Below are 23,256 nucleotides of genomic sequence, written 5' to 3'. Positions count from 1 at the left end.
GGAGCAGATGTGAGTCGTGATCGAGCGCCCCTCCGGAGGTGTCAGCCATGCTGAGGTACCTCACCCGTCGGATCCTCATCCTCATCCCCACACTGTGGCTGATCTCGGTGATCTGCTTCGTGGTGATCCAGCTGCCGCCCGGCGACTACCTCACCACTGTGCAGGCCCAGCTCGCCGAGCAGGGTGACGGCTCCCTCGCCGCCCGGGAGATGGACCGCCTGCGAGCCCGCTACGGTCTGGACGAGTCGGTCTGGGTCCAGTATTGGATGTGGATCTCCAGCATCGTCTTCCAGGGGGACTTCGGCGAGTCCTTCGACTATGGCCGGCCGGTGGCCGACCTGCTGGCCGAGCGCCTGCCGCTGACGCTGCTGCTGTCGGTGCTGACGCTGCTGTTCATCTGGGCGGTGTCCTTCCCCATCGGCGTCTACTCCGCCATGAAGCAGTACTCCGTGGGGGACTACACGTTCACCTTCCTCGGGTACCTGGGATTGGCGATCCCCAACTTCCTGATCGCTCTGGTGCTGATGTGGGTCTCTCTGACCGTCTTCGGACAGAGCGTCGGCGGGCTGTTCTCGCCGGAGTATCGGGACGCCCCGTGGAGCTTCGGACGGACCATGGACCTGCTGGCCCATCTGTGGATCCCGATCGTCATCTGGGGCACGGCAGGCACGGCGGGAAACATCCGTATCCTGCGCGCCAACCTGCTCGATGAGCTGCGCAAGCCCTATGTGGTGGCCGCACGAGCCCGCGGACTGCCGCGACGCTGGCTGACCATCAAGTACCCCGTGCGGGTGGCGATGAACCCCTTCTTCTCCACGATCGGGTGGATCCTGCCCGGGCTCATCGCGGCCGACGCGATCACCTCACAGGTGCTCAACCTCAACACCACCGGCCCGATGATGCTGCGGGCCCTGATGGCCCAGGACATGTACCTGGCCGGCTCGGTGCTGCTCATCTCCGCCGTCCTGGTGGTCATCGGGACGTTGATCTCCGACCTCGCACTGGCCTGGCTAGATCCCCGCGTCCGGCTCCGGTACTGATCAGGAGGCCGTCATGCTGCCACAGACCACACCGCTGAACCCCTCCGACCAGGAAGCGAGGACGCGATGACCCAGCCGTTCTCACCCGGCGGGGAGAGCAAGCTCCCCGCACCCGCCACGACGGCGCAGGAGACGGACCGGCCCGACACCGACACTCCCGACGTCGCTCTGGCTTCGCAGTGGAAGCTCATCTGGTGGGGTTTCAAGCGCCACAAGCTGGCCATGTTCTGCGGCGGCATCACGCTGCTGATCTACCTGGTGGCGGTCTTCGCCCCTTTCCTGGCTCCCTACTCCGGGACCTACCACAACTCCGACTACACCTACGCGCCGCCGCAGACCGTCCAGCTCTTCGACGAGGGGTCCTTCAGCCCGCATGTGCACGGCTACAGCCTGGAGCAGGATCCGGACACCCTGGCCCTGACCTTCGAGCTCGACGAGGAGCAGCACGTCCCGATCGGAATGTTCGTCCGGGGCGAGGAGTATGAGCTGCTCGGGTTCATCCCCTGGGACCGGCACCTGATCGGCCCGGTGGACGCCGACGGGCCGCCGATGTACCTCATGGGAGCGGACGCCAACGGCCGAGACGTGCTCTCCCGCATCATCCACGGCACCACGATCTCGATGTCCATCGGCCTGGTCGGGGTGCTGCTGTCCCTGGGTCTCGGCGTGGTGCTGGGAGGGATCTCCGGCTACTTCGGCGGACGCATCGACAACGCGATCCAGCGGCTGATCGAACTGATCATGTCCATCCCCACGATCCCGCTATGGATGGCGCTCTTCGCCGCTGTGCCGGACTCGTGGTCACCGGTCCAGCGATACTTCGCCCTGACGGTGGTGATCTCCCTGGTGGGCTGGGTGGGCATGGCCCGAGAAGTGCGCGGGAAGTTCTTCGCAGTGCGCAACGAGGACTACGTCACCGCGGCGATCGCCGACGGGGCCGGCGGCGGGCGGGTGATGTTCCGACATATGCTGCCGTCCTTCACCAGCCACATCATCGCCAACCTGTCCCTGTCGATCCCGACGATCATCCTGGCGGAGACGGCGCTGTCCTTCATCGGACTGGGGCTGCAGCCGCCGACCGTGTCCTGGGGCGTGCTGCTGCAGGAGGCACAGAACATCCGCGCGGTCTCCACGGCCCCGTGGATCCTGATCCCCGGGATCCCGGTGGTGGTGACCGTGCTGGCGATGAACTTCTTCGGTGACGGTCTCCGTGACGCCGCCGACCCGTACAAGAACTGACGCCTCTCGCCGTCGGGCCCTCGGCCCGGGGCGGCGGGAGCGACCAGGAGGCACAGACCATGAGTCAGACCATCGCCCCAGCTGATCAGCGTGACCTCGAGGAGGATGGGCCGCCTCACGGTGACCTCCCGCTGCTCGAGATCAGCGGGCTGCGCACCCAGTTCGAGACCCCGGACGGCACGGTCAAGGCTGTGGACGGCGTCGACCTGGAGGTCCACCCCGGACGTACCCTGTGCGTGGTGGGCGAGTCGGGCTGCGGCAAGTCGATGACCGCACGGTCGGTGATGCAGCTGATCGACCCGCCGGGCCGGATCGTCGAGGGGGAGATGCATTGGCGCCCCCAGGGTGCGGAGTCGGTGGACCTCGCCGCGCTCGACCCTGACGGGGAGCCGATCCGGCAGGTGCGCGGCGGGCAGATCGGCATGATCTTCCAGGAGCCGATGTCCTCGCTGTCCCCGATGTACACCGTCGGGGCGCACCTGATCGAGGCGATCAGGCTGCACCGGGAGGTCCCCAAGGATGAGGCGCGGAAGATGGCCTTGGAGCTGCTGCGCCGGGTGGGCATCCCGCAGCCCGAGCAGCGGATGGACGTCTACCCGTTCCAGCTCTCCGGCGGGATGTGTCAGCGGGTGATGGTCGCCATCGCGCTGTCCTGCGACCCGGCCCTGCTCATCGCCGATGAGCCCACCACCGCCCTGGACGTCACCACCCAGGCCCGCATCCTCGACCTGCTGAAGGACGTGCAGGCGGAGAACCAGATGGCGATGATGTTCATCACCCATGATCTCGGGGTGGTGGCGGAGATGGCCGACGACGTCGTCGTCATGTACCTGGGCCAGGTGGTGGAGCGCGGCACGGTGGAGCAGATCTTCTCCGCCCCGCGGCACCCCTACACCCGGGCGCTGCTGGACTCGATCCCGAAGCTGCGCGACGGCGGGGAGCGCCCGCGGCTGCGGACCGTGCGTGGCATGGTGCCGCACCCGCAGAACATGCCTTCCGGGTGTCGGTTCCGGACGCGTTGCGACTTCGCGATGCCCGGGGTCTGCGACGTCGACATGCCGGACTCCAGCGTCGTGGGGGAAGGCCAGGAGGTGCGCTGCCACCTCTACAGCCACGCTGACGGCCCGGGAGGGATCCCTGACGCCGTGGAGGAGGCGCCGTCCGCCGCCGACGTCTCGGCAGACGCAGTGGCGCGGTCCGGCGTCCGTACGCGGGTGCCGGTGGAGATCCAGTCTCGACCGGGCGAGGACGTCGGGACGGGAGCCGCGACGGGCCCGCTGCTGCAGGTCCGGGGTCTCACCAAGCATTTCCCGATCGGCGGAGGGATGTTTCGCCGAGCGACTGGGGAGGTCCGTGCAGTGGACGGCGTCGACCTGGACATCCCTGCGGGGCAGACCCTGGGGCTGGTGGGGGAGTCCGGCTGCGGCAAGACCACGCTGGGCCGCTGCATCGCGCGGCTGGCGGACCCCACCGACGGGCAGATCCTCTTCCGGGAGGTGGACGGCAGCCAGACCGATCTGGCGCAGATCACGGGCAAGCGACTGCGGAAGTATCGCACCCAGATCCGCACCATCTTCCAGGACCCGTTCTCCTCGCTGAACCCCCGGATGACGGTGAAGCAGATCGTCGGGGAGCCGCTGCTGGTGAACGGTCTCGCCTCAGGCAGCACGCTGGAGGACCGGGTCGCTGAGATGCTGAAGAAGGTGGGGATCCGCCCGGAATACATGCCCCGGTACCCCCACGCGTTCTCCGGCGGCCAGCGGCAGCGGCTGAACATCGCCCGGGCGCTGATCACGGACCCCCGGCTGGTCATCGCCGATGAGCCCGTCTCCGCCCTGGACGTCTCCGTCCGGGCGCAGATCCTCAACCTCTTGGTGGACCTGCAGGAGGAGCTGGGTCTGACCTACCTGTTCGTCTCGCACGACCTCTCGGTGGTGGAGCACGTGGCCGACCGGGTCAACGTCATGTACCTGGGACGCATCGCCGAGGAGGCGGAGACTGCGGAGCTCTACCGTCAGCCGAAGCATCCCTACACCCAGACCCTGCTGCACTCGGTGCCCGTCCCGGACCCCACCTTCGTCCGGCGGACGACAGAGCGTGCCACCAGCGACGAGGTGCCGTACCCGAAGGACGCCCCCGACGGGTGCCTGTTCGTCACCCGGTGCCCGCATGCCCAGGCCGAGCCCTGCACCTCCCAGCGTCCGGAGCTGGGAGAGCCCGACGCCGGCCGCCGCGCCGCCTGCCACTTCAGCGAGTCTCTCGACCTGACTGGGATCGCGCGGGACTGATTCTGCGAGCCGGCCGGCCCCCCCGAGATGCGAGGGAGCCCCGTCTTCGTGCGCGGTCCTGCTCACCGGGCCCGTGACGGGATATAGACCTCATCCTCCGCCAACAGCCGGGCGGTGCCTGCTGCGTCGACGTCGCGACCCACCGTGACCCCACCGGCCATGGGCACCACGGTATGCATGATCGTGTGGTCATACACATGGACGAGGTTCAGCCCCTGGGCGGCGTCACGAGCGCGAGTGCCGCGGCGGGGCGTGAAGAGGTCCTGGGTGCACGACGTCGCCCCGGCCACAGACACCGGGATCCCGGCGAACGTCGCGGTGGTCGAATAGTGCAGGTGACCGGCCAGGATCGCTCGAAGATCGGTGCCCCGCACGACCTCGGCCAACAGCTGCTGCTCGCGCAGCTCCACTGTGACGGCGAGGTCCTGCACACACGGCAGCGGCGGGTGATGCATGGCGAGGATGCTTCCCTCGGGCGCCGGCTCACGCAGGACCTCTGCGAGCCACACCAGCTGCTCCTCGCTGAGCTCCCCGTGATGCTTCCCCGGGACGGTGGAATCGAGAATGATCAGGCGCAGCCCCCCGATCATCACCGTGGTGTCATACGGTGCGTCGCTGGCCGGTGCGTCGAGCAGCTCTCGCCGAACGGTCTCCCGGTGATCGTGGTTTCCCATGACCCACGCGATCTCGGTTCCTATCTGCTCGGCTGCCGGAGTGAGAACCGATCTCAACTCCCGGTAGGCGGAAGCTTCACCGCGATCCGCCAAGTCTCCGGTGATGATCAGCGCTGCGGGCCTGATCTCCGCGGCGACGAGCGAGGTCAGGATCTCCTCCAGTCGGTCGCGCGGATGACCGGTGCCGGAGAGCAGCTCCCCAGGCGTGACGAAGTGGGTGTCCGAGAGATGGACCAAGGTGTGGTGCGGGTGCGGGTACTCGGCGGCGCGCAGTGACATGGTGAGACCTTTCACGGGAGGCGTTGAGAGGGAGACGGAGTTGTTCAGCGGTGTTCGGCAGACAGGGGCGGTGGACAGGGGCGGTGGACAAGGGCGGTGGACAGGGGAGGCGTGGTTCCCGCAGCGCTCACCTGCTCAGGGGAGCCGCCACGGTGCGGCCGGGGATCAGCGCGCCGGGGATCAGCTCGTGGACCTTCTCGGGGGCGTCCAGGCTGCGTATGTCCTGTGCGCCACTGGTGTCTCGGGCGTCAAGGGCGCGTCGTGGTTCGATTCCAGCCGACCACCCGCCTGCTTCCAGAAGGCGGGACAGGTTCGCGATGACGCGTTCGGCCAGCACCTCCACCCCGATTCGGTAGCTGGTGAGTCCCGTGACGTCGAGTCCGGGCATGATGCCGTCGCACCCGGTGACCGAGGCGTCCTCAGGCACGCTGAACCCGGCGTCGTCCAGGACCCTGATCACCTCCAGCTGGCGGATGTCGGAAGGGCACATCACCGCGCTGACGTCACGGTCGCCCACCAGCTGCACCGTGCGGGTGAGTCCGCGCTCCAGTCGATCCACGGGGATGACAGTGACCGCCGCCCCGTGCGCACGCAGGAACTCCGTCATCGACGTCGCCCGCACGTGCTCGGGGTAGGAGATCTCCTCCGGTGGGGTGAGGACCGCGACCTGACGGTGACCATGGACGAGGACATGGTCCGTGAGCGCGCGAGCCGCGAGCCGCTCATCGTAGGAGACCGCGTGCACCTGACCGGTGGGTTCAGGCCTGCCGGCCCGGATGATCGGTATCTGGGCGTGAAAGGGACGGAGCTCTTCGCTGGCCACCCCGCCGGTGGCGACGATCAGCCCGGAGACCTTCAGCCCCATCATCCAGTGCAGGGTGGAGATCTCTTCCGCCGCACGGTCCTCCGGCCCGGGTCGGATGGTGGAGGAGAGGATGCGAAGCCCTGCGGCACGAGCCTCCTCATGCAGCCTGGTGAACATCAGCCCGTAGGCGGGGTTGGAGGCGTCTCGCAGCAGCAGCCCCACGGTCGAGGAGGTGTGGTTCGCGAGTTCGGCGGCGAGCACATTGGGAACGTAGCCCAGGCGTGCGGCGGCGGCCCGCACCTTCTGCTGAGTGGCCTCAGACACTCGGTCGCGGCCGAGGAGTGCGCGCGAGACGGTCGACTTCGACACGCCTGCCACTCGGGCCACGTCTTCCACCGTGGGGGATCCCCAGAGTTCAGTCGGCATGATCGGCCCTCCACGCTCGGTAGTCCCGGAGCACCCATGGCCAGTCTGTCTGGATGATGTCCACCCCCAGGTCAAAAAGAGGCCCCCAGGCTGTGTGCGGTGAGATGAGCACAGCACTCTCATCATCATGGCCGGCGAAGAGCGGCACGCCGTCACGGAGAACCTCGGAGTTGATCATGACCAGCAAGGGCTCGTCCGTGGGGCGCAGCTCCTTGAGCTCGGAGATGGCTTCTCGGTCCAGTGCCGGGTGGTCCGGGGTTCTTGCCAGCAGCTCCACGCCCACTGTGTTCAGCCGCGGATCGGCCACCATGGCGTGGGCCTGGTCCAGACTCTCGCAGATGGGGATGAACGGGAGCTGCGGCCCCTGGCGGCGGAGCGTGTCTACTGAGGAGTCATCCTTCGCCCAGCACTTGAGCGTCAGCTGATGCGTCACCTCCCACTCCTCCAACCACGGCAGGAGCGTGTCCCACCAGCGCCACGACCGGTCGATGTTGAGCACCGCCCTCGGTGGCAGGTGGTGAAGAACATCCGCAAGGGATGCCACCCGGGCGGAGCGGTCCGTCCGGTCGGTATGGATGTACCGAAGCTGACGGATCTCTCGGCCGGACAGATCCACGATGTTGAGTTCCTGCCCGAACAGGCGTGATTCCGCGCCGTCGTGGAAGCAGAAGAAGTCACCATCGGTGGACGCGACGATGTCGATCTCCACCATGTCGGCACCCGAGCGCAGCGCCGCATGCACCGCTGCCACTGTGTTCTCGGTGATCGACCCCACCGCAGTGCCGCGGTGAGCCATGATCAGCATCCCCGCGTCAGCGCGCAGCGTGGCCATCGTGTTTCTCATAGGGGCCCTTTGGTGCTGGAGCTGAGCGTCACCGGGGCGGCGGGGGCCACCGCTGGTCTGCGCCTCCTCCGCCGGCGGGTGGCCCCGCCATAGGCGAGCCACATCGCCGCCGTGGAGATGATCATCAGCAGCACCGTGTAGACGAACGTGTTGGCTCGGGCGTCGAGGTCCGTGGAGGATTCCGCATTGGCGTGGATGACGGGTCCCAGGGGCTGATACAGCGGGTGCGCCAGGAAGATCGCCGTGTCGTAGTCATCGAGCAGCGAGATGAAGTTCAACGCGAAGACGGCCGCAGCGACCGGAAGGACCGCGGGAAGCAGGATCCGGCGGAAGATCGTCCAGGTGCCGGCACCCATCAGCACGGCGGCCTCCTCCAGTGAATGGTTGATGGAGGAGAAGGATGCCTTCAGGAGCCGCAGCGTGAACGGGACCTTGATGACGACGAACGCGATGCCAAGTATCCACACCGTGCCGGTGAGCACGTTGTTGCCGATCAGCGGACTGGGCTGGTCGTAGCTCATGATCAGGCCCAGTGCGATCATCGCACCCGGCAGCAGCCACGGCACGTGCAGCAGATACTCGAAGCCGATGGAGATCCAGTTGCGGTGCCGGACCAGCACCCGCGTCACCAGCAGCAGCCCGACGACGGCGACACCTGCTGCCGCCGCGCTGTAGAGGATGGAGATCAGGAAGGGCTGGAGTGCACGGCGCTGGGTCAGGACCCGCTCATAGTTCGCGAGTGACATGTTCTCGATGGCGAACGAGCTGGTCTGGATGCTGTAGGAGTCCACGAAGGAGTAGAGGATGATCAGCAGGAACGGCGTCAGGTAGAACAGGAAGATCAGGTACGCGGCCAGATGCACCACCACATTCGCCGCCCGGCTCTGGATCTTCTGCTTCGCCAGCGGTGTGGCCACCTTCGACAGTGAGAAGTAGGTCCCCCCTGCTTCCATGCGGGTCAGGAACACCAGCATGGCGATCGTCGCCAGACCCAGCACGATGGCGAGCAGCGCGGCCAGGTCACGGGAGGCCGGGGACCCTGCGAAGGAGAGGATCATCGGGGTGATCGTCTGGAAATCCCGGCCACCCAGGACGATCGGAGCCGACAGCGCGCCGAGGCCGGTCAGGAAGCTCAGGATGGTGATCGCGAAGATCATCGGCTTCACGGTGGGCAGCACCACCCGTCGCAGGATGGTCCATTGGCTCGCGCCGAGGTTCTTCGCGGCCTCCACCGTCTGCTGATCGACTTTGGCGATGGCCGAGGAGAGGAACAGCAGGTGGTTCGTCGTCGTCGCGAGGGTCATGACGATCAGGACCGCGAAGAAGCCGGTGAACCAGTCGCGATCCAGCTCGGGGTGGAAGCGCAGCAGGATTCCGGTGACTATTCCGTCTCGTCCGTAGACGAACTTGAACCCGGCGGCCAAGACGATGCCGCCGTAGATCAGCGTGGTGGCGTAACCCAGCCACAGCACGCGGGATCCGAAGATCTTGAAGTAGCTGGTGACCAGGACCAGAAAGATGCCCACGACATTGGTGCTGATGGCCAACGCCACGGCCAACACGACCGAGTTCAGCAGCGACCGCATGGCACGCTCGGAGGACATCAGGCGTTCCACCGCACGTCCGGAGAACGTGCCGTCAGGGAAGAACGTCTCGATGAGCAGGTTCAGGTTGGGCCAGAGCAGCAGCACCACGGTGAACCAGGTCAGCACCACCAGGGTGATGACGGCGAAGGGGGAGCGGAGCATCGTGGACACGGAGGTGGTCATGAGACGCCTGCCGAGGGGTAGGCGAGGACATGCTCAGGATTGACACCGACCTCGACCTCATCTCCCGGGCCGGCCTTGCCCCCGCCGTCCTCGCGCACCAGGATCTTCAACGCCGTCCCGCGGGCCTCCACCGTGTAGATCGTGTGCGTGCCGTGATAGGCAAGGGACTGCACGACTGCGCTGATCCGGCGGTAGACCGGGGGAAGCGGGGCTCCGGGCGTCTCGAGCAGGGGCTTTTCGAGCCGCAGGAAGCACGAGCTGGTGACCTCGTGGCCCAGGTCCGCAGCGAGCTCGCCGGAGAGCTGAGTGGCCGCGCCGATGAACCGGCAGACGAACTCGTTGGCCGAGTGGTCGTAGATCTCCTCCGGAGTGCCGACCTGTTCGATTCGTCCCGCGTTGAAGACGGCGATCCGGTCCGACATGGTCAGGGCTTCATCCTGATCGTGGGTGACGTAGAGCGTGGTGATCCCGAATTCAGACTGAAGCTCCTTGAGCTGGGAGCGCAGTTGATGGCGCAGCTTCGCATCCAGGTTGGACAGCGGCTCGTCGAGCAGCAGGATCTTCGGGCGCAGCACCAGGGCGCGGGCGATGGCGACGCGCTGCTGCTGCCCGCCGGAGAGTTCGGAGGGGTGCTTCTGAAGCTGCTCGGCGCTCAGATCCACTCGCTCGGCGACCTCGGCCACCAGTTCACGGCGTTCCGCCGCGCTGTGCCTGCGCAGCCGTAGTCCGAAGGCGATGTTCTCCCAGACCGTCATGGAGGGGAAGAGGGCATAGTTCTGAAACACCATGCCCACGCCGCGCTTATCACTGGGCAGCCGACTCACCGGCCTGCCTTCAACGAAGATCTCACCTCGTGAGGGCTGCACGAAGCCGGCCAGCGCGCGCAGGGCCGTCGTCTTTCCGCATCCCGAAGGGCCGAGGAGGGTGAAGAACTCCCCCTCGGCCACGTCGAGGTTCAGTGCGGGAATCGCCGTGAAGTCTCCGAAGCTGACTTCGATGTCTTCGTAGTGGATCACGGCAGGTACTCGAGCTCGATCTTCTCGATCCAGGACGGCAGGTTCTCGCCGACGAAGTCCCAGTCGATGTCCTGCTGCCGGAGATCTTCGTGCAGCTCCACGATCTCCGGGTCCGCCTCGTCGATGGCGCCCTGGACGGCCGGCATGGAGCCGAACTCCTCGGACCATGCGGCCTGGGTCTCGGCGCTGCCGAACCAGTCGATGAACTCCTGGGCCTGGGCCTCCTGGTCGGTGCCGTTGACCACGGCGACCTGCTCCACGGCGAAGGGGATGCCCATCTCAGGCTCGACCAGGCCGACCTCGATGCCGTATTCCTCTTCGCGGTTCGCGAGGCTGGAGGTGCCGGGCTGCTGGCCCATATCGACCTCCCCCTCGGCCATGCGCAGCCAGAGGTCCGTTTCGGGAACGGCCGGGTCTCCGTGATCGAAGTACATCTCGATCTGCTTCCAGCCCTCCGCGGAGACGCCGAGCTCACCGTTGGGGTCCTGGTAGCGGTCCAGGATCCCGGAGATCACCATCTGCGTGGTGGCGCCGCCGAGGTCAGCGACGGTTTCGTAGCGGCCATGCCACTGGGGGTCTTCCCAGAGATCGAGCCAGTCGGTGGGGGCGCTCTCTGGAGCGACCGCATCAAGGGTGTAGACCAGGGGGATGCCCTGCTGCACCACGGGCCAGAAGTTCCCGTCCCCGGAGGGATCGCCCAGTTCGGGCGACGCCACGTCCTCGGACCAGGATGGGGTGTACGGGGCGACCACGTCGTTCTCGACGAGCTGGGAGAAGAACACGTGGTTGAGGCCGAAGACGACGTCGGCCACCGGGTTTCCAGCCTCCGCCATCAGCCGGTCGGTCAGGTCACCACCGCCGATGCCCACGATCTCGATGTCCATACCGTCCTCTTCGGCGCGCTCGGTGAGCCAGTCGCCGCGACCTTCGCCGTCGGAGTTCGTATACACCACGAGGGTGCCGCCGGCTTCCCCCTCCGCGGCGGCGTCGTCAGTTCCGCACGCACTGAGCGCGAAGAGTCCTGCAAGGGTGGTGGCGACGGCGGGCAAGGCCCGACCGGTGACGCGGGAACGGAGTGTCATCGGAAATTCTCTCCTCAGCAAGAGTGGTGGTGCGAGCGCGGTGCGAGTGCGGGAGCGTTCCCGCACCTGCGCCATTCTGCTGAGGCCCCATGAAAGCCAGGTGGCTCGTCCATGAGTCGAGGGTGAACTTTGGAACACGTGCAGTAGACCCGGGATCGTATGGGACCGGACGCTGCGTCAGGCTGAGACGGCGCTCCCCGGCATCACTGCGCGGAGGAACCCAAGATTCCTGCGGACGGGCTGGCTCGATGGAGTGCGGACCAGAGGGCGCAATGTCCCGGCCCGCACCGAGATCACCCCACCGGGCGTGCCGCCGCGGACGGTTCCACGTGCAGGAACCTCGGGGCGGTGAAGCTCTGCTCCACGCACATCCGGTGCACAGCCTGTACGACGTCGTCCTCTCGGCTCCTCGGGACCAGCACCAGGACAGAGCCCCCGAACCCTCCGCCGATCAGCCGGGCGCCCAGCGCTCCGGCGGCACGGGCGGACTCCACGATCGCGTCCGCCGCGGGAAAGGAGACCTGGGCGTCGTCGCGCATGGAGGCGTGGCCGGCATCCAGGATGTGTCCGACCTGCTGGGCCCCCGCACCGGGTTCCAGCTTCTCGTCGCCCAGGATCCGGTCCAGCTGCTCGGAGCGCAGCATCTCGGTCAGCGCATGGCGCAGCCGCCTTCGGCATGCGGAGGTGCGGCGACCCTCGATCGCCTCTGCACCGCCGGTCAGCGTGTCGAACCGGGCCAGGCCGGCGTCGACGTCACCAAGGTGCGGGCTCTCCGGGAGCACGTCCCGCAGCTGGTCCGCCCCGAGCAGGCGCATCGCCGCCTCGGAGTCGGCGCGCCGGTCGTCGAACTGACCATCGCCCAGCCAGTGCGCCTGCTGGGTGTCGATCGCCAGGAACGTGTGCTCCCCCAGGAGCCGCGAGGTGGGCCGGTGCTCCACAGAGAAGTTCCGGCAGTCCAGGGAGACCAGATGATCGGCTCGTCCGCGCAGGCTCACCGTCTGATCCAGGCCTCCGGTGCCGGCGCCGACCACCTCCACCTCGGCCCGCATGCAGGCCGCCGCCAGACGGGCGCGCAGCGCATCGTCCAGAGCCGCACCCAGTGCCGGGCCTGGATTCTGCTCCCCCAGCGGGGTGGCCAGTGCCACGAACGCCAGCATCGCCGAGCACTCCAGCGCCGCCGAGGAGGACAGTCCGCCGCCGATCGGCAGCGTGGAGGAGATCAGCAGGTCCGCACCGAAGCCCTGACGCACCGCCAGCTCCGGGAGCTCGGCACCCAGCTGCTGCAACGCCCACAGGGTTCCGGCGACGTAATGGGTCCAGCCGGAGGTCACCCCCGGCACGATCGAGTGCACATCGGTGATCGGCGGAACCTCCCCGGCGCTGCCCTCGCCTGCATCGGCGCGCACCAGCGCGTCGATCGCCGCGATGCTCACCGTCTGGATCCCGTCGTCGAGCCCGGGGTCCAGGGTCCGCAGCCGCAGCAGCCCGTCCTCCCGGGGGGCGGCGGCCACATAGGTGCCGTGCGCCAGCGCCATCGGCAGGCAGCGGCCACCGTGGAAGTCCACGTGCTCGCCGTTGAGGTTCGCGCGCCCCGGGGCGAACCAGACGCCGTCGGCCCGCCGCCCGAACTGCTCAGCGAACCGGGCGTGCAGCCCTTCGCTGATCTCGCGCTGGTGTCCGGGCTCGAGGCGGGCGACGTCGTCGGAATGCATGGTCCCCTATTCTGCCTGCCTACCGGCCCCGGCGCGGCATCGGGGCGCACCGCCGTGGCGACATGACGGGGCGACATGACGCAGCACCGGGGGAGGGCCGGCTGAACAGATGACAGCTCTGAGCGAATACGCAGCGGAACCCCTGGCCAAGCCCAGGACGATGTGTTGAGCTGAGGGTGGACTGATCGTCGACTGAGAGGACATCACCAATGGAGACCCTGTACACCGCAGAGGCCATCGCTGCCGGAGCTGGACGCAACGGCCACACCCGGACCGACGACGGCCGCATCGACCTCGCCCTGGCCGCACCGCAGGCCATGGGTGGATCGGGTGAAGGAGCCAACCCGGAGCAGCTCTTCGCGGCAGGCTACGCCGCCTGCTTCCACGGTGCCCTGCAGCTGGTTGCCGGGCAGGAGAAGGCCGAGCTGGGCGACTCCTCCGTGGGTGCCAAGGTCGGCATCGGCAAGCTGCCCGAGGGCGGCTTCGGTCTCGGGGTCACCCTCGAAGTCGTCGTGCCCAACCTGCCGCAGGACGAGGCGCAGAAGCTGGCCGACAAGGCCCACGAGGTGTGCCCGTACTCCAACGCCACGCGTGGAAACATCGAGGTCAAGGTCGTCGTCAGCGACGACTGACCGACCCTCTGCAGAACGACGGCGGCTCGCCTCCCCGAATCGGGGAGGCGGGCCGCCGTCGTCGTGACACCAGGCCGGTGGCTGCTGATGCACCGGTCTGCCGCACGTCGCCCACGGGGTCGGAGGCCCGCAGGGGCCTGCCGCGGTCAGCGTCGAGAAGCCTGTGTCTTCTGTCACGTAGTACCGTGGTGCCACCCAGGCGTGCCCGTAGGTCTGCCGCGCCCACGCCCCAGGACATGCCCCATGACATGAGGAGCGGAACCGACCATGCGCATTGACAAGGCCGAGGTCATCGTCACCAGTCCGGACCGGAACTTCGTGACCTTGAAGCTCACCACCGAAGACGGTCTCACCGGTCTCGGTGACGCCACCCTCAATGGGCGCGAGCTCGCCGTGGTCGCCTACCTGAAGGAGCACGTGGTGCCGCTGCTCCTGGGGCGCGATGCCCACCGCATCGAAGACACCTGGCAGTTCCTCTACCGCTCCGCCTATTGGCGGCGCGGGCCCGTCACCATGGCGGCCATCGCCGCCGTCGACATGGCCCTCTGGGACCTCAAGGGCAAAGCTGCCGGGCTCCCCGTCTACCAGCTGCTCGGCGGGGCCTCCCGCCAGGGCCTGCTGGCGTACGGGCATGCCTCTGGCAAGGAGCTGCCCGAGCTGTTCGACTCCGTGCGCGAGCACCTCGACGAGGGATACCGGGCGATCCGGATCCAGACGGGCGTCCCAGGGCTGCAGGCCATCTACGGGATCGCGTCACAGTCCGCCGACACGGGCGGAGGAGAGGCCCGCTATGACCACGAGCCCGCTCGCCGCGGGGCTCTCCCCGTGCAGGAGGACTGGGACACGCGGGCGTACCTCAGACACCTCCCCGGAGTGTTCGAGGCGGTGCGGAACGAGTTCGGACCCGAGATCCCGCTCCTGCACGACGGGCATCACCGCCTGACGCCGATCCAGGCGGCGAAGCTCGGCAAGGAGCTCGAGCCGTACGACCTGTTCTGGCTCGAGGACTGCACGCCCGCCGAGAACCAGGAGTCGCTGCGACTCGTGCGCCAGCACACGACGACGCCGCTCGCCATCGGAGAGGTCTTCAACACGATCTGGGACTTCAAGGACCTCATCCGCGAGCAGCTCATCGACTACATGCGTGGCGCCGTCACGCACATGGGCGGCATCACGCCGCTGAAGAAGACGATGGACTACGCCGCCATGTACCAGGTGAAGTCGGGCTTCCACGGCCCGACCGACATCTCGCCGGTCGGTATGGCCGCCCAGGCGCACGTGGGGCTCGCGATCCACAACTTTGGGATCCAGGAGTACATGCAGCACGGTGCCAAGACGAACGAGGTGTTCCACCAGTCGTACACGTGGGAGAACGGGCTGCTGCACCCGGGCACCAAACCTGGCCTCGGCGTCGAGCTCGACGTCGGCGAGGCGGGCAAGTATCCGTACGAGCAGGCCTACCTGCCGTACAACCGCCTCGCCGACGGCACCATCCACGACTGGTGATCGCCTCCGCTCAGCCGAACCGCAGCTCGTGCCTCCCCGCGCCGATCACCTGCGTCTCCGCGCCGGGGAACGTGGAGGAGACGTCGACGTCGGCCTCTACGCCCTCCGGGAGCTCCACCGTCAGCACCAGCGCCTGCCCCTCGCGCCGCCAGGCCACGGTGACCAGCCCGTGGGGCGTCTGCTGCGTGGTCTCCGCCCAGGTGATCTCCTCGGCGAAGACCCCGACGGGAGGCTGCGGGGCCACCCGCACCCGCGCATAGCCCGGTTCCGCCGGAGCCAGACCGCCGACCACACGGTGCATCCAGGCGGCCACCGACCCCAGCGCGTAGTGGTTGAAGCTGGTCATCTCCCCGGGGTTGATAGACCCGTCCGGAAGCATCGAGTCCCAGCGCTCCCAGATGGTGGTGGCCCCCATGGTCACCGGGTACAGCCAGGACGGGCAGCCGGTCTCCAGCAGCAGTCCGTAGGCCTCCTCGGTGTGCCCGGTGCTGCTCAGCGCCTCGGTGATGTACGGAGTGCCGGCGAAGCCGGTGGACACCCGGAACTTCGCCTGGCGCACCAGCTCGGCCAGGCGCTGGCCGGCGGCGGCACGCCGTGTCTCGTCCAGCAGGTCGAAGACGATCGCCAGGGTGTAGACGGTGGTGGAGTCCGAGCGGATGCGTCCCTCGGCGTCCACATAGTGCTCCAGGTACGCGGCCTGGACGCGATCGGCCAGTGCACGGAAGGTGGCGGCATCGTCGTCGCGGCCCAGGATCTGTGCAGTCTCGGCGACCATGCGGGCGGTGCGGACCACGCAGGCAGTGGCCACCACCGCACGGTCGGCCTTGGCGTTCCAGGGCTCGTGGGGTGAGGCGTCAGGGTCCAGCCAGTCGCCGAACTGGAAGTCCTGATCCCACAGCCCGGTCGGCGAGAGCCGGGACTCCACGCGGCGCAGATGCGCGGTCATCGAGTCGTACTGGGCGGCCAGGACGTCGGCCTCCCCGGAGGCCTCCCACAGCGCCCACGGTACCCACACCGCCGCATCGGACCAGATGGCGGCCGACTCCACAGGCTGGAACTCCTCCGGCATGTCCTGGTACTTCAAAGCATCCGGCACCACATAGGGCACGAACCCGGCGGCCGCCCGCTGCTCGGCGTCGAGGTCTTGCAGCCAGTCCGCCAGGAAGCCGTGAACGTCGTACAGATGCGCCGCCGCCGGTGCGAAGACGGCGATGTCACCGGTCCAGCCCAGCCGCTCGTCGCGCTGCGGGCAGTCGGTGGGCACGTCCAGGAAGTTCCCGCGCAGCCCCCACACCACATTCTCGTGCAGCCGGTTCACCAGCTGGTGCGAGGAGCGGAAGGTCCCGGTGCGCGGCATCTCGGAGTGCACGACGACGGCGGTCAGCGCGTCTGCGGTCAGCTCGCCGGGGTAGCCGGTCACCTCGGCGTAGCGGAACCCGTGGAATGTGAACGTGGGTTCGAAGGTGTCCTCGCCGCCGGAGAGGACGAAGCGGTCTGTGGCATCAGCGTGCCGCAGCGGACGGGTGCCCAGCTCGTCCTGCTCGAGCACCTCGGCATGCTTCACGGTGATGGTCTCCCCGCGGGCCCCCGAGGCGGACAGCCGGAGCCAGCCGACCAGGTTCTGCCCGAAGTCCACCAGGGTCTTGCCGCTCGGGGAGCTCCAGATCCGCTGCGGGGAGATCTCCTGCTGGCGGCGCACCGGCGGGCCGGTCGGCTCCACCAGCTCGGCGTCGAAACCGACGGTGCGCACCGGCACCGCGGTGGCGTCCTCCCCGCGTCTGCGTGCGTCGATGGTCTGTCCGTCGTAGAGGTCGTCGGAGAGGATCTCGGATCCGGAGGCGGACCAGGACTCGTCGGTGGCGAGGGACTGGATGTGGCCGTCGTCGTACTCCACGTCCAGCTGCATGATCAGCCCGCGGTGCTCGCCGTAGAGCCTCCGGCGCTCCTGCCAGCCGAGCTGGCCCAGGTACCAGCCGTTACCCACGGTGGCGCTCAGCACATGCTCGTGGCGGACGTCCGCGGAGCCCTGCAGCTCGGCGGTGATGTCATAGGTCTGGTACCGCAGCCTCCACTCGTAGCTGGACCATCCGGGGGCCAGCACGTCCTCGCTGATCGGGACGCCGTCGAGCTGGGCCTCGTAGACGCCCAACGCGCTCGCGCGCAGAGTGGCCCGCAGCACCTCGCCGTGGCCGGTCTCCAGGGTGAACGCTTTCCGAAACCGTGGGGCCGAGTCCAGTGGGGCGGCCGGAGTGATGGCGCGGGTGGTCAGCGGCGGCAGCCCGACGGCGGGGCGAGCCCTCTCGCTCGGTGCGGAGGCTGTGCGTGTGTCGGTGGTGTTCTGCGTCATGGGGTCCTCGCGATCGGTGGAGTCGGCGGCGTCTGTGGCGGAGGGGGGGCAGCGACGCTTAGGGTCAGCTGTGGATGGTCGGCGCGTTGGAGGTGGCAGGTCGGAGAGCATCGCTGGAATCATCTGCGGCCGGGGTGTCGGCGTCCTTCTCAGACTGGAGGACCTTCGGGCGGCGCGCCACCCAGAAGAACCCGATCAGTCCTGCCACCAGGATCACCGCGGCCAGGAAGAGGAACATCAGTTCGGCGGACTGGTCCAGAATCAGCGGGGTGAAGAGGCCCACGCCGGCGGCCACCACCCGCGCGAAGGCGATGCTGATGCCTTGGGCGGTGCTGCGGTGCGCCGTAGGGATCAGCTCTTGGGACCACACCTTGAACATCGGTTCTCCGGAGACGATCCCCGCGATGCCGTAGACCACGCCGAAGAGCACCAACGCCAGGATGGAGACGCCGACGACGGCCGGGACGAGGCAGGCGATCACGGCGGTCACGGTGCCCAGCGCGAAGCCGAGCATCCGGTACCGGGTGTCCACGATCCGCATCAGGAACAGCGAGGCCGCAATGCTGCAGGCCAGGCCGACCAGGCTCATCGCGGAGGCGGTGGAGACATCGGCGCCGGCCACGTTGACATACATGTAGGTGGAGAACTGGCCGTTCGTGTTGGCCGCGATGTTGGTGATCGCGTAAAACAGCGCGACACCGGTGAGTGCGGGCAGCCACCGGCGGGAGAACAGGTCCTTGAGGCTGGAGCGGTCCACGGTGCCGGTCTGCACTGCGACTTGCCGACGCGTCCAGAGGGGTGATTCGGGCAGCCGCATGCGCAGTGCGAGCACGATCAGCGCCACGACCAGCAGGTGCCCGTACATGATGCGGGCACCGGTGGCTCCCATGTCCCCGACGATGATGCCGAAGACGCTCACCACGGGGATGGCGATCATCCACAGCACATGGGAGAAGGCGACCATCTTGCCCTCGTCGTTCTCCGGGGCGGACTCGGCGATCATCGCCAGCGACGGCGGCAGGTCCGCGCCGGAGGCGAAGCCCAGCAGCAGGATCCCCACGTAGAGGGCCTCCACGCCGGGGGCGGCGACGAGGACCAGCGCCCCGACCGCGTACATCATGATCGTCAGGGTGAAGACCCGGCGGCGGCCGAAGCGGTCGGAGAGATTGCCGCCGATCAGGGCGCCGATGCCGATCATGACCATCAGCAGGGCGGAGAGCTGGCCGAACTGGCCCGAGGTGATGCCGAGCTCGTCCTGATAGAGCACCAGGGCGGTGCCGGTGGTGACGATCGCGCCGGCGTCGAGGTACGACGCCATGCCGGCGACGCCGGCGGTCCACCAGGCGCGGCGACGCTCAGGGGTCATGGTGGTCAGTGGCATGGGGAACTCCTGGGGGAGCGGGTGCGGGATGTCACCCGGTGAGGTTGGTCACGTGTGCGTGATCACCCAGCGTACGAGCATGTAGAACGTTTTACAAGACGCGACATGAATCGTTTCATGAGGTTTGTGGGGCGCGCTGGAGAATGTCCAGGTCAGCGGGGTGGGGCGCTGGTCCCGCGCGTCACCAGCTCGGGCACGATCACCCGACGCATCGGCTCGGATCGGCCACCGAGGCGCTGCAGCAGCAGATCCGCGCTGATCGCTCCGGTGGTGGCGCCGTCCTGATCCACGGTGCTCAGCGAGATGCGGCCGATGCCGGAGACGAAGGTGTTGTCGAAGCCCACCACGGAGAGGTCGCGCGGGACGTCGACGCCGAGTTCCTCCGCGGCCCGCAGGGCCCCCAGCGCGCTGCCGTCGGCACCGGCGAAGATGGCGCTGGGTGGTGCCGCACCGCGCAGCGCCTGGAGCGTCGCGGTGTGGCCGCCTGCCTCGGAATAGTCGGACTCGATCACCTGCGGAGTCAGCCCGTGGCGGGCCATGGCGTCCAGATAGCCGTCCAGGCGAGGGGTCTGGGAGAGCACCGAGGGACGCTGCAGGCCCTCGATGGGCGCGGTGATGTGCATGATCCGCTCATGACCGAGCGCGGCGAGGTGGTCGACCACCAGCCGGGCACCCAGATGGTCGTCGGTGACCACGGAGTCGAAGTGCTGGGAGCCTCCATGCCGTGCCACCGTCACCAACGGAAGCCGTCGGCCGAGGTCCTCCAGCCACTCCGGCTCCATGCTGGGGGTGATGACGATCAGCCCGTCCACCTGGCGGTCAGTCAGGGCCTCGATCGCGCGCTTCTGCCGCTCGGGATCTATGCCCCCGGTGATGAGGATCTCCTGGTAGGGGGTGTCCGCCAGGTGGGCGCTGATGCCCTGGATGATCTCGGGCTGGAACTGCGCGGCGAGGTCCAGCAGCATCACGCCGACCGTGTAGGAGCGGCCGCGCATGGCCCGGGCACCAGTATGCGGCCGGTAGCCCAGCTCCTGGACCGAGGCGCGGACCTTCTGCCGCATCCCATCACTGACTCCATAGGCCGAGCGGAGCACCTTCGAGACCGCCGCCGTCGAGACTCCGGCGTGGTGGGCGACGTCGGAGATGGTCACCCGGCGGCCACGGCGTGGCCCGCCCTCGGTGCCGTCGTCGCGCGTCCGTCCCATGATCATGAGAGGCTACATGGCCCCTGGATCAGCCCCAAGCCCAGCAGGAGTGCACGTCTCATCGGACGCGGAGAGCGGCAGATCCATGCCGATCCTCATGGTTGGACCCGACCCGGAGTCCCGCCAGCACCATCCCTGGTGGGCAGCGGCGACCTGCTCGGCCAGCTCCCAGTAGGCGGAGGCGCCCGATGGGGACGGGCGGGCAGCCTCCGCGCTGCTGATCGCAGCGTGGCTGAGTCGGGTCGTCGTGGCGCGTCCGGCGGGGACGGCCGCCGTCGCGCCGGGCTCCGGGTCGGGGGTCTGTGGAGTGAGGCTGCGGACTGTGAGCCGCAGCCTGCTCGGTGGATCTTGCTGCGCGGCCACTGTGCCGGCGGTGAGCACCACGGCGGCGTCCACGGGTGCTGTGGAGCGCCCGCTCTCGGTGCCCAGTGCATGGTCGACCAGCGCCAGTAGGCCGGTGTGGACGGCGTCGGTGTCGACCTCTGCCTCGATCTGGGCGAGCTCTCCGAGCACCCGGACGACCGACGCCTCACTCCGGAGGGCCGCCTCGACGACGTCAGGGTTTTGGAGGGGTTCCGTGGCGAGCAGGAACCGCCGCTGAGGGTGTGTCACAGCGGCCTCGCGCTGGACCCCCAGCAGCAGCCGGGCCGCTGTCGTGGCCTGCGGGTGGATGTCCGGGGGAGGGGGCGTGGGCTGCGAGCGGCTCGGTCCCTGCGCCTCAGCGGTGATGGACCGCTGCGCCGGCGGCGTGCCGGTCCAGCGGGAGATGAGCCATGCCAGGGCCGCCACTAGGAGCAGGGACCCCGCGCCGAGCCGGGCGAAGGTGGCGGTGGTGGTCTGCACGTCAGCCTCGGCCGGGGTGGTGAAGTGCAGGACCAGGAACGCTCCGTCCTGGTCGGTGGTCACCCGGCCCCAACGGACCTCTCCGAAGCCGTCGGTGTGCAGGGCCCCGGAGCTGGCCTCGGCGGAGAGCACGGCGTCCATGGCGGTCTCTGACTCGGCGAAGCGGAGGCCGGCGTCGTGCCGCGCATTGTCCAGAAGCATCACCTCTCCGTCGGAGATGGCGATCAGCGCCTCGTGGCTCTCCGGCGTCTGCCGGGCCAGGAAGCTGCGCATCAGCTCGGCCTCGGAGGCGAACTGCTCCTCCTCGCCGTTGCCGATGTGGTGAGAGCCCTCGACGAAGCCGATGAAGGCCTGCACCTCCTGGGTGATGGTCGCATCGGCCTGCTGGTCCACCTCCACCAGCAGAACTGTGCGGCCCGCCGCCAGGGTCGCACCCAGGGCGAGGGTGCTGATCAGCAGGCTCCAGGTCACCAGCTTGAGCCGGGGGCCGGCGGCGGGCGGGACAGGCTCAGTCGTCGTCATCGTCGTCCCAGTCGTCGTCCCAGTCGTCGTCCCAGTCGTCGTCGTCATCCCACTGGGGCGCCGGCTGGGGAATCTGGGACTGCTCCGCCGGGGTCTGCTCGGCCACCTCGGGCTGCTCAGGAGAAGGGGAGGGGGAGGCTTCGGGTGCGGAAGGAGGGTCCCCCGGCTCCCGGTGGGCTTGGTCGTCCGTCACCGAGCGGGAAGGATCGAGTCGACGCTCGACGTCGAGGATCTCAGTGGGCAGGCTGGCCGGTTCCGTGGCCAGCTGGAAGGCGCGCACACCTAGCAGTGCGGCGCCGATGAGCGTGACCGCACCGAGGACCACGAAGACTCGTTTCCACATGACATCCAGAATGCGCGCTGAAGGTGAGAGCAGGATGAGAGATCCGCCGGCCGACGTCGGAGCCTGGGGAAGGGCGCAGGGCCCCTGGCACTCCCCTCGCCTTGAGGGGTTGGATAGAGTGGAGACGGACGTGTCATTCAAATTTGAAACGGCCGGATCTCCCGGTCTGCGGAGGGGGCATCATGAGCAACACTGAGCGTGACCCGCAGGAGCAGCTCTGCGTCAACGGTTCCCAGGCTTCCGGAGGGCTGCGGGACGGCGTCGCGGTGGCTGAATCCGGCGTGGAGGTGCTCGAGCCCCGCGATGTCCCCCTGGGTGGTCCCCGAGCGATGAACGTGCGCCGCACTCTGCCCCAGCGCGCCCGCTCACTGGTCGGTGCCTGGTGCTTCCTGGACTTCTTCGGACCGCATGATGTCACCGAGTTCGGGCCCATGCGCATCCCCCGCCACCCGCACACCGGCCTGGCCACCGTCTCCTGGCTCTTCTCCGGGCGCATCGACCACCTCGACTCCGCCGGACATTGGGCCACCGTCCGGCCCGGTGAGCTGGCACTGATGAACGCCGGCCGCGGGATCAGCCACTCCGAGCACTCCGCGGCGGACACCACGATGCTGCACGGCGCGCAGCTCTGGTACGCCTTCCCGGACGAGCACCGCTTCGTGGAGCCCTCCCTGGATGCGCACCGTCCGGAGACCGTCGCCGGTGAAGGCTGGGAGGCGAAGGTCTTCCTCGGTGAGCTGCTGGGCAGCCGCTCCCCGGCGCGCACCTATATCCCGCTGACCGGCGCGGAACTGCGACTGGAGCCCGGGGCGGTGCTGGACATCGAGGTGCCCCCCGGTCATGAGCACGGGCTGCTTTCGGTCCGCGGCGCGGTGCGCCTCCACGGAGCCGACATCCCAGCCGACCATCTGGGCGTGGTCGGAGCCGGTCCCACCGTGCTGCGGGTCGAGGCCGGTGCGGAGCCGGTGCTGGCGCTGCTGATCGGCGGGGAGCCACTGGATGAACAGATCGTCATGTGGTGGAACTTCGTAGGCCGATCCCACGAGGAGGTCGCCGCGTACCGGGCCGCCTACCAGGCGGAGATGGGCTTCGAGACGCCGCCGCCGGGGTCGCCGATGAGTGTGCGGACGGATGCCGCACTCGGGGCACCTGTGCAGGGAGAGCTGCGTGAGGCGCTCGCCGGTGCGACGTATGAGGACGGCCTCCCGTTTCCGCAGTTCGGTGACTTCCCTCCCGGCCAGGATGCGCCGCTGCCGGCCCCGGCGCTGCCGACCGCACGGATGAAGCCCCGCGGCTGACGCCC

At 68.4% G+C, this 23,256-nt stretch carries 18 protein-coding genes; 6 read left to right on the top strand and 12 right to left on the bottom strand.

Annotated elements, in window-relative coordinates; genetic code table 11:
* The first annotated feature begins 47 nt into the window (after positions 1 to 47).
* The 3 genes from ODE13_RS06800 (at position 48) to ODE13_RS06790 (ending at position 4,567) form a co-directional block, all read left to right on the top strand.
* Positions 48 to 1,040 (top strand): ABC transporter permease, encoded by a 993-nt coding sequence (locus ODE13_RS06800; protein ID WP_322478587.1) that lies wholly within the window; start codon positions 48 to 50, stop codon positions 1,038 to 1,040.
* Positions 1,041 to 1,106: 66 nt separating this feature from the next.
* A complete protein-coding gene (locus tag ODE13_RS06795) occupies positions 1,107 to 2,279 on the top strand; it encodes an ABC transporter permease (protein ID WP_322478586.1) in 1,173 nt (390 codons plus the stop codon).
* Positions 2,280 to 2,338: 59 nt separating this feature from the next.
* Positions 2,339 to 4,567: an ABC transporter ATP-binding protein gene (locus ODE13_RS06790; protein ID WP_322478585.1), complete on the top strand. Its 2,229-nt coding sequence runs from the start codon at positions 2,339 to 2,341 to the stop codon at positions 4,565 to 4,567.
* 62 nt (positions 4,568 to 4,629) lie between these two features.
* Here ODE13_RS06790 and ODE13_RS06785 read toward each other — a convergent pair whose 3' ends face one another.
* The 7 genes from ODE13_RS06785 to ODE13_RS06755 form a co-directional block, all read right to left on the bottom strand.
* Entirely contained in the window at positions 4,630 to 5,520 is an 891-nt protein-coding gene (locus ODE13_RS06785; RefSeq protein ID WP_322478584.1) for a metallophosphoesterase, read from the bottom strand.
* A 127-nt stretch (positions 5,521 to 5,647) separates the two neighbouring features.
* Entirely contained in the window at positions 5,648 to 6,751 is a 1,104-nt protein-coding gene (locus tag ODE13_RS06780) for a LacI family DNA-binding transcriptional regulator (protein WP_322478583.1), read from the bottom strand.
* A complete protein-coding gene (locus tag ODE13_RS06775) occupies positions 6,741 to 7,583 on the bottom strand; it encodes a glycerophosphodiester phosphodiesterase family protein (protein WP_322478582.1) in 843 nt (280 codons plus the stop codon). Before ODE13_RS06775 ends, ODE13_RS06780 begins: the two co-directional genes overlap by 11 nt.
* A gap of 8 nt (positions 7,584 to 7,591) precedes the next feature.
* Positions 7,592 to 9,364: an iron ABC transporter permease gene (locus ODE13_RS06770; protein ID WP_322478581.1), complete on the bottom strand. Its 1,773-nt coding sequence runs from the start codon at positions 9,362 to 9,364 to the stop codon at positions 7,592 to 7,594.
* The gene (locus ODE13_RS06765; protein WP_322478580.1) at positions 9,361 to 10,380 is read right to left on the bottom strand and encodes an ABC transporter ATP-binding protein; all 1,020 of its coding nucleotides are present in this window, start codon (positions 10,378 to 10,380) and stop codon (positions 9,361 to 9,363) included. The genes ODE13_RS06770 and ODE13_RS06765 overlap by 4 nt, the downstream gene beginning before the upstream one ends.
* Positions 10,377 to 11,462, bottom strand: coding sequence for an extracellular solute-binding protein (locus tag ODE13_RS06760; RefSeq protein ID WP_322478579.1), 1,086 nt, complete (start codon positions 11,460 to 11,462; stop codon positions 10,377 to 10,379). The genes ODE13_RS06765 and ODE13_RS06760 overlap by 4 nt, the downstream gene beginning before the upstream one ends.
* Before the next feature lie 293 nt (positions 11,463 to 11,755).
* Entirely contained in the window at positions 11,756 to 13,174 is a 1,419-nt protein-coding gene (locus ODE13_RS06755; protein WP_322478578.1) for a galactokinase, read from the bottom strand.
* Between the two features lie 209 nt (positions 13,175 to 13,383).
* Here ODE13_RS06755 and ODE13_RS06750 point away from each other — a divergent pair, with 209 nt between their 5' ends.
* Both ODE13_RS06750 and manD read left to right on the top strand, forming a co-directional pair.
* Positions 13,384 to 13,806: an organic hydroperoxide resistance protein gene (locus ODE13_RS06750; RefSeq protein WP_179541313.1), complete on the top strand. Its 423-nt coding sequence runs from the start codon at positions 13,384 to 13,386 to the stop codon at positions 13,804 to 13,806.
* Positions 13,807 to 14,073: 267 nt separating this feature from the next.
* On the top strand, positions 14,074 to 15,312 hold the full coding sequence (gene manD / locus ODE13_RS06745) for a D-mannonate dehydratase ManD (protein WP_322478577.1): 1,239 nt from the start codon (positions 14,074 to 14,076) through the stop codon (positions 15,310 to 15,312).
* 10 nt (positions 15,313 to 15,322) lie between these two features.
* Here the strand turns inward: manD and ODE13_RS06740 are convergent, their stop codons facing one another.
* The 5 genes from ODE13_RS06740 to ODE13_RS06720 all read right to left on the bottom strand — a co-directional run bounded on the left by ODE13_RS06740 (position 15,323) and on the right by ODE13_RS06720 (position 21,953).
* A complete protein-coding gene (locus ODE13_RS06740; protein WP_322478576.1) occupies positions 15,323 to 17,659 on the bottom strand; it encodes an alpha-L-rhamnosidase in 2,337 nt (778 codons plus the stop codon).
* 64 nt (positions 17,660 to 17,723) lie between these two features.
* A complete protein-coding gene (locus ODE13_RS06735; RefSeq protein WP_322478575.1) occupies positions 17,724 to 19,040 on the bottom strand; it encodes an MFS transporter in 1,317 nt (438 codons plus the stop codon).
* 152 nt (positions 19,041 to 19,192) lie between these two features.
* The gene (locus ODE13_RS06730; protein ID WP_322478574.1) at positions 19,193 to 20,245 is read right to left on the bottom strand and encodes a LacI family DNA-binding transcriptional regulator; all 1,053 of its coding nucleotides are present in this window, start codon (positions 20,243 to 20,245) and stop codon (positions 19,193 to 19,195) included.
* A 12-nt stretch (positions 20,246 to 20,257) separates the two neighbouring features.
* On the bottom strand, positions 20,258 to 21,610 hold the full coding sequence (locus ODE13_RS06725; RefSeq protein ID WP_322478573.1) for a hypothetical protein: 1,353 nt from the start codon (positions 21,608 to 21,610) through the stop codon (positions 20,258 to 20,260).
* Positions 21,597 to 21,953 carry a hypothetical protein gene (locus ODE13_RS06720; RefSeq protein ID WP_322478572.1) on the bottom strand — a complete coding sequence of 119 codons (357 nt, stop codon included), beginning with the start codon at positions 21,951 to 21,953 and terminating at the stop codon, positions 21,597 to 21,599. Before ODE13_RS06720 ends, ODE13_RS06725 begins: the two co-directional genes overlap by 14 nt.
* Positions 21,954 to 22,135: 182 nt before the next feature.
* On the opposite strand from ODE13_RS06720, the gene ODE13_RS06715 reads away from it, so the two are divergent.
* Positions 22,136 to 23,251, top strand: a complete 1,116-nt coding sequence (locus ODE13_RS06715) for a pirin family protein (RefSeq protein WP_322478571.1) — start codon at positions 22,136 to 22,138, stop codon at positions 23,249 to 23,251.
* Positions 23,252 to 23,256: the final 5 nt, after the last annotated feature.

Source organism: Nesterenkonia sp. HG001, assembly GCF_034438835.1.
GTDB lineage: Bacteria > Actinomycetota > Actinomycetes > Actinomycetales > Micrococcaceae > Nesterenkonia > Nesterenkonia xinjiangensis.
The sequence above is the reverse complement of the archived record's forward strand: the minus strand, read 5'-3'. Positions and strand labels throughout refer to the sequence as shown.